Raw genomic sequence first — 6709 nt, 5'->3', positions numbered from 1 at the left:
AGATTGTTGCGATAGTCAACGCCCCAGTCGGCGGCGCGCCGCGACCATTGCCGGAAATCATCATTGTTCATCCTGTCCTCCCGACATGATCCATCGCTACCATCCGTCGCGGTTGGTCTCTTATTAATTAACGCGTGAAATATATGCAACCAGCAAGAGATGCCGCACGCCTTAGCCAGGGAAATCCGGCAGGCTGGCAAAAGCCGTCTTCAGCGCATTCGACCAGCCATCGGAGATCGTGCGGTAATACTGGTCGTCCTGGCCGATCCGCTTCTTCAATCCGACCTTGAAAGCGTCCTTCTCCAGGAAGAGCAGGTCGAGCGGCAAGCCGACAGACAGGTTCGACTTCAACGTCGAATCGAACGACACCAAAAGCAGCTTCACCGTCTCGGCGAGGCTCATCGTCTTTTCGTAGGCGCGGATGATGATCGGCTTGCCGTATTTGGTCTCGCCTATCTGGAAGAACGGCGTGTCATCGGTCGATTCGATGAAATTGCCTTCGGGATAGATCATGAACAGGCGCGGCTCGCTGCCCTTGATCTGACCGCCGAGGATGAAGGACGCATTGAAATAGGAATCCGCCTTCTCGCCAGCGGGTGACGAATTGGCGATGACCTCCTTGACCGTGTCGCCAACAATGCGGACCGTTTGGTACATCGACGGCGTTTCGAGCAGTGTGGAATGTCTTTCGGAGATTGCCTTGGTGCGCTCGTCAAGCAGGCTGACCACGGCCTGCGTCGTCGCCAGATTGCCCGCCGACATCAAAACGATGACGCGTTCGCCCGGCTCTTCCCAGACATGCATCTTGCGAAAGGTGGAGATGGAATCCATGCCTGCATTGGTGCGCGTGTCGGACATGAACACGAGCCCGCGATCGATCTTCAGGCCAACGCAATAGGTCATGGAATCTCTTCTAGAGCAATTCCAGGAAAAGTGTGAAGCGGTTTTCCGTCCGGAATTGCGTTAAAACAAAGGGATAGAGCGGTTCGGGGTTCCTTGAAACGATGAACCGCTCGGCAGCAATCTTGCGGAGGATTACTGCTCCACCGTGACGGTGACCGCAAGCTGTTCTTCCGCCTGTCCCAGCCGAATTCCCGACACCGGCGTGGCGTCGCGGTAATCGCGGCCCGTCGCCACCTTTACATAGCGCTCGTCGGGCGAGATGCCATTGGCGGCATCGAAGGCAACCCAGCCGAGACCCGAAACATGCGCTTCGGCCCAGGCATGGCTGGCCGCCTGCTCGACCGTCGCATCCAGCATCAGATAGCCGCTGACATAGCGGGCCGGAAAGCCCATGGCACGGGCGGCGGCGGCAAAGATATGGGTATGATCCTGGCAGACCCCGGTCTTGAGCGCCAAGGCTTCCTCCGCCGGCGTCGTCGCATTGGTCGTGCCGGGCGTGTAGGCGACGCGCTCTCCGATGACAGCCGTCAGCCGGTGCAGCCGTTCGATGTCGCTGCCCTTGCCAACCGATGCGGCGAGTTCGCGGATACCGCTGCCGATCACCGTCAATGGTGTCTCATGGCTGTACAGCCAGAGCGGCGTGAAGCCCTGGTGTGGCCCCGAGACGCCCGCGGTGTCGCGCGTCACCACTTCGCCCGACGCCTCCACCGTGATGAAGTCGCGCTCGCCCTCGACGCTCAACAGCCTTGTGTCGTTGCCGAAATGGTCGACAAAGCGGACCTCTTCGCGCGCGCCTTCGATCGCCAGAGCCCAGGACAGAACGGTCTGCGTCGACCCGCTGACTGGAAGCAGCCGCAGCCGCTGCAACAGATAGTGCACCGGCGTATCGTAACGGTACTCAGTTCGGTGGGTAATCTTCAGCCGCATGCTTCTATTCCGTTTGTGAGCGCGATCTCCGGACAAACGGTTTCCGTTTGTCTAAGAAAACCGGCTCCACCTTTCGGGACCATGCTCAATTGAACCGATAATCTTGTGCGATTTCGTCGCCCAGCTTGGTGTTGTCGCGAATGAAATTGGCCAGGAATTCATGCAGCCCGGTATCGAAGATATCCTTGATCGACCCGGCTCTCAGCATTGTCTGCGTCTTCTCGGCCGTTGCGTGGCAGGCATGGCGCTCGCCGTAATCGTCGCCGAGGAATTTCAGATGCTCCGACAGGAAGCGATAGCAGAACATCAGCGAACGCGGCATGCGGACATTGAGGATCAGATAGTCGGCAATGTTGGTCGGCTTGTAATCAGCATCGTAGACCCAGCGATAGGAGCGATGCGCCGAGACCGAACGCAGGATCGATTCCCACTGATAATTGTCGAGCGTCGAGCCAACCCAGGAGATCGACGGCAGCAGCACATAATATTTCACGTCGAGGATGCGCGCCGTGTTGTCGGCGCGCTCGACGTAAGTGCCGAGTTGCGAGAAGTCGAAGATCTCGTTGCGCAGCATGGTGCCGTAGAACGAGCCGCGGATCAGCGCCGTCTCGCGCTTGATGGCGTCGAGCACGCTTGGCAGGTCGCGCTCGTCGATCGGCTTGGCCAGCATCCGCTTCAGCGCCATCCAGGCTTCGTTGATGCTTTCCCAGGTCTCGCGCGTCAGCGCGGTGCGCACCATGCGGGCATTGTTGCGGGCTGTCTCGATGGACGACATCGTGCTCGATGGGTTCGACGTGTCGCGCAACAGGAAGTCGGCGACATTGGCGGCGGTATAGTCGGAATATTTCTGGCTGAAGGTGACGTCGGAACCAGCGCTGAGCAGCACCGAATTCCACTCTTCCGAGGCGCTTTGGGTGCGGGTCAGCGCCATGCGCAGGCCGGCATCGACCAAGCGCGCCATGTTTTCCGCCCGCTCGATATAGCGGTTCATCCAATAGAGCCCGTTTGCGGTGCGGCCTAAAAGCATGAAGTGGCCCTTCGGGCTAGTGAGTAGCGAATAGTGAGCAGTGAATATTAAGCAATTGAATCTCAATGAAATATGGCATTTCCTGTCCCTCTATTTCCGCTACTGACTACTGACTATTCCCTACTCACTCGTCTCAATCATCCAACACCCAAGTATCTTTCGTCCCGCCGCCCTGCGACGAGTTCACAACCAGCGAACCTTCCTTCAACGCGACGCGTGTGAGGCCCCCAGGCACGATCTGGATGCGGTCGGAGACCAGCACATAGGGCCTGAGATCGACGTGGCGCGGCGCCAGCCCTTTTTCCGTCAGGATCGGGCATGTCGACAGCGCCAGCGTCGGCTGGGCAATATAATTCGATGGCTTGGCCGCCAACTTCTTGGCGAAGGTCTCGCATTCCTTCTTGGTTGCCGCAGGCCCGACCAGCATGCCGTAGCCGCCGGAACCGTGCACTTCCTTGATCACCAGCTCGTCGATGTGTTCGAGCACGTATTTCAGGCTGTCGGGCTCCGAGCAGCGCCAGGTCGGAATGTTGCCCAGGATTGCCTTGCGACCGGTGTAGAACTCGATGATCTCGGGCATGTAGGAATAGATCGCCTTGTCGTCGGCTATGCCGGTGCCCGGCGCATTGGCGATGGTGATGTTGCCGGCGCGATAGACATCCATGATGCCGGGTATGCCGAGAGCGGAATCCGGACGGAACGTCAGCGGGTCGAGGAAAGAATCATCGACGCGGCGGTAGAGCACATCGATCTGCTTGTAGCCTTCCGTCGTGCGCATGGCGACATGGCCGTCGACCACGCGCAGGTCCTGGCCTTCGACCAGTTGCACGCCCATCTGGTCGGCAAGGAAGGCGTGTTCGAAATAGGCGGAATTGAAGCTGCCGGGCGTCAGCACCGCAATGGTCGGCGCACCTTTGGTGCTTTGCGGCCGCACCGCCGCCAGCGACTGGCGCAGAAGCTGCGGGTAGTTTTCCACCGGCCGCACCTTGATCTTCTGGAACAGCTCGGGGAACAGCTGCATCATCGTCTCGCGGTTCTCCAGCATGTAGGAGACGCCGGACGGCGTGCGCGCATTGTCCTCCAGCACGTAGAACTCGTCCTCCGAGATGCGGACGATGTCGACGCCGATGATGTGGGTATAGACGCCGGCCGGCGGCCTGACCCCGATCATCTCCGGCAGGAATGCCTCATTCCTGGCGATCAATTCCCTGGGTACGCGCCCTGCCCGCAGGATTTCCTGGCGATGGTAGATGTCGTCGAGGAAGGCGTTCAGCGCCTGCACGCGCTGCTCGATGCCCTGCGTGAGGCGCCGCCATTCATTGCCTGAAATGATGCGGGGAACGATGTCGAACGGGATCAGCCGCTCGGAGGCTTCTTGCTCACCATAGACGGCGAAGGTGATGCCGGTCTTGCGGAAGACGCGTTCAGCGTCCTGCATCTTCTCGGTCAGCCTGGCTGGATCCTGCTCCTTCAGCCAGCGATCATACGCCGAATACGGTCTTCTCAATCCGGAGACTTCCGGAAGCATTTCATCGAACGCTGCCAATCGCATACTCCCCTGTGACGCCATTTCACTGGCGTCGCCGGAGAAAATCAAGCGCAATCGGTGATTTGGGAGATACGGGCGATCAGTATGTTGCGCCTGCCTAAAATTGAGGCAGCTGAAATATGACCTTGATCAGCCTTTGCCTCGTGCCCGGGCAAATGCGTTTACCGGCTAGAAAGCACGGAACGTGACGACGGTGAACGTGTCCTTGATGCCGGGGAGAATCTGCACCTTTTCGTTGACGAAATGGCCGACGTCTTCCTCGTCGTCGACATAGAATTTGGCGAGCAGATCGTAGTTGCCGGCGGTGGAGTAGATTTCCGAGGCGATCTCGGCATCGGCAAGCGCGCTGGCAACCTCATAGGATTTGCCGAGCTCGCATTTGATCTGCACGAAAAACGCCTTCATGGCTTCGTCCCGCTAAACGTCCAAGTCCAGCGGCCCTTCTGGCAGACTGGAGGCGGGCTTTCAAGCGCTGGAATCCGTACTCTGCCGGCCCAGGCCTGGGCTGCGACCTGCCGCAGCTCTCCGCCAGCATGCAACCTGCCGCCGAGCGCCAGCGATTATTCGCGATCGCTGAAACCGCGATGCGCTGCCAAGCGTATGTTATGATGCGTCTTCGGACAGCACCATTTCAAGGGAAGATGTTTCGCGGGACAACGGAGACAGGCCATGCGCCGCGCCTTTTTCGCATTCGCAGTCGTTCCATTCCTCTGCGTGTCGTCGGCATTGGCCGGCGATGCCGAGATCAAGGCAGGCCAGTCCGTCATCGACGGTCAGCTAAAGGCCCTCATCGCCAATGACGGCGCCACCGCCTACAGCTTCGCCGCCCCGAATGTGAAGCGGATCTTCCCGACCGTCGATGCCTTCATGAACATGGTGACCAACGGCTATCCGCCGGTGCGCAAGCCGCAGACTTATTCCTTCGGCAAGGTCGAGGAGACCGGTCCGGGTTCGATCGTCCAGCAGGTGCTGATCGTCGGCCCCGATGGCAAGGATTACGAGGCGGTCTATACGCTGCAGCAGCAGCCCGACGGCACGTTCCAGATCACCGGCTGCAGCCTGCGCGCCTCGAATTCGCTCAGCACTTGAGGCCTTACAGCAACGGGATATCGCCCCTCGCCCAGCCCTCGGTGATTTCGGCGCCGCGCGCCTCGAAGGTGCCAGCCTCGATCGCAGCGCGGATGTCCTGCATCAGTTTCTGGTAGTAGGACAGGTTGTTCCACGTCAAAAGCATGGCGCCGAGCGCTTCCTGCGAGCGCACCAGATGATGCAGATAGGCGCGTGAGTAGTCACGGGCGGCCGGGCAGTCGCTTTCCTCGTCGAGTGGGCGCGGATCGTCAGCATGGCGGGCGTTGCGCAGATTGACCTTGCCGCGCCTTGTATAGGCGAGGCCGTGGCGGCCGGCCCGTGTCGGCATCACGCAGTCGAACATGTCGATGCCGCGCGCCACCGACTTCAGGATATCGTCAGGCGTGCCGACGCCCATCAGATAGCGCGGTTTGTCCGCCGGCAGCTCCGGACAGGTGATGTCGAGCATCTCGAGCATCACCGCTTGCGGTTCGCCGACGGCCAGGCCGCCGACCGCATAGCCCTTCAACTCCATCGCGCTCAGCGCCTGCGCCGATCGCACCCGCAGCGCTGCGTTGTCGCCGCCTTGCACGATGCCGAACATCGCCTTGCCCGGCTGGTCGCCGAACGCCGTCTTGCAGCGCTCGGCCCAGCGCAGCGACAGCTCCATGGCGCGCTCGATCTCCTTCATTTCGGCCGGCAGCGCCGTGCATTCGTCGAGCTGCATCTGGATATCGGAATCGAGCAGCCCCTGAATCTCGATCGACCGCTCCGGCGACATCTCGTAGGCGGCGCCATCGATATGCGAGCGGAAGGTGACGCCCTTTTCGGTCAGCTTTCTCAGCTTCGACAGCGACATGACCTGGAAACCGCCACTGTCGGTCAGGATCGGATGCGGCCAGCGGGCGAATTCATGCAAGCCGCCGAGCCGCGCCACACGCTCGGCGCCTGGCCGCAGCATCAGATGGTAGGTGTTGCCAAGGATGATGTCGGCGCCGACGCCGCGCACCTGGTCCATATACATCGTCTTGACGGTACCGCCGGTGCCGACCGGCATGAAGGCTGGCGTGCGGATTTCGCCGCGCGGCATGTCGATCACGCCGCGCCGCGCCTTGCCGTCGATTGCCAGAACCTTGAAGCTGAACTGCTTAGCCATTGAATTCCTTGTCGTGGACCGGGGCGTCCGGCGCCTGCTTGTCGAGCGACTGGCGGTAGTGGATGCAGCCGCGCATGTA

The 6709-nt window shown here is 60.5% G+C and carries 7 protein-coding genes; 1 reads left to right on the top strand and 6 read right to left on the bottom strand.

The features are described from left to right. Positions 1–171: 171 nt before the first annotated feature. From EN969_RS11205 to EN969_RS11185, 5 genes are all read right to left on the bottom strand, one after another. Positions 172–903, bottom strand: coding sequence for a peptidase (locus tag EN969_RS11205; protein WP_013531816.1), 732 nt, complete (start codon positions 901–903; stop codon positions 172–174). 132 nt (positions 904–1035) lie between these two features. Further along, positions 1036–1830: a transglutaminase family protein gene (locus EN969_RS11200; RefSeq protein WP_063167943.1), complete on the bottom strand. Its 795-nt coding sequence runs from the start codon at positions 1828–1830 to the stop codon at positions 1036–1038. Positions 1831–1915: 85 nt separating this feature from the next. Then, a complete protein-coding gene (locus EN969_RS11195) occupies positions 1916–2857 on the bottom strand; it encodes an alpha-E domain-containing protein (protein ID WP_024503501.1) in 942 nt (313 codons plus the stop codon). Positions 2858–2990: 133 nt separating this feature from the next. Continuing rightward, positions 2991–4403: a circularly permuted type 2 ATP-grasp protein gene (locus tag EN969_RS11190; protein WP_024503502.1), complete on the bottom strand. Its 1413-nt coding sequence runs from the start codon at positions 4401–4403 to the stop codon at positions 2991–2993. Positions 4404–4574: 171 nt separating this feature from the next. Next, a complete protein-coding gene (locus EN969_RS11185; RefSeq protein ID WP_010909609.1) occupies positions 4575–4811 on the bottom strand; it encodes an Lrp/AsnC family transcriptional regulator in 237 nt (78 codons plus the stop codon). A 264-nt stretch (positions 4812–5075) separates the two neighbouring features. Between EN969_RS11185 and EN969_RS11180 the strand changes: the two genes are divergently transcribed. Beyond that, entirely contained in the window at positions 5076–5495 is a 420-nt protein-coding gene (locus EN969_RS11180) for a DUF4864 domain-containing protein (protein ID WP_063167942.1), read from the top strand. 4 nt (positions 5496–5499) lie between these two features. On the opposite strand, the gene tgt is transcribed toward EN969_RS11180, so the two are convergent. Next, positions 5500–6630: a tRNA guanosine(34) transglycosylase Tgt gene (gene tgt, locus EN969_RS11175; RefSeq protein WP_024503503.1), complete on the bottom strand. Its 1131-nt coding sequence runs from the start codon at positions 6628–6630 to the stop codon at positions 5500–5502. Positions 6631–6709: the final 79 nt, after the last annotated feature.

The organism is Mesorhizobium sp. M7A.F.Ca.CA.003.01.2.1 (assembly GCF_003998945.1).
GTDB lineage: Bacteria > Pseudomonadota > Alphaproteobacteria > Rhizobiales > Rhizobiaceae > Mesorhizobium > Mesorhizobium ciceri.
Note: the sequence above shows the minus strand (reverse complement) of the source record. Positions and strands in the feature narration are given on the sequence as shown.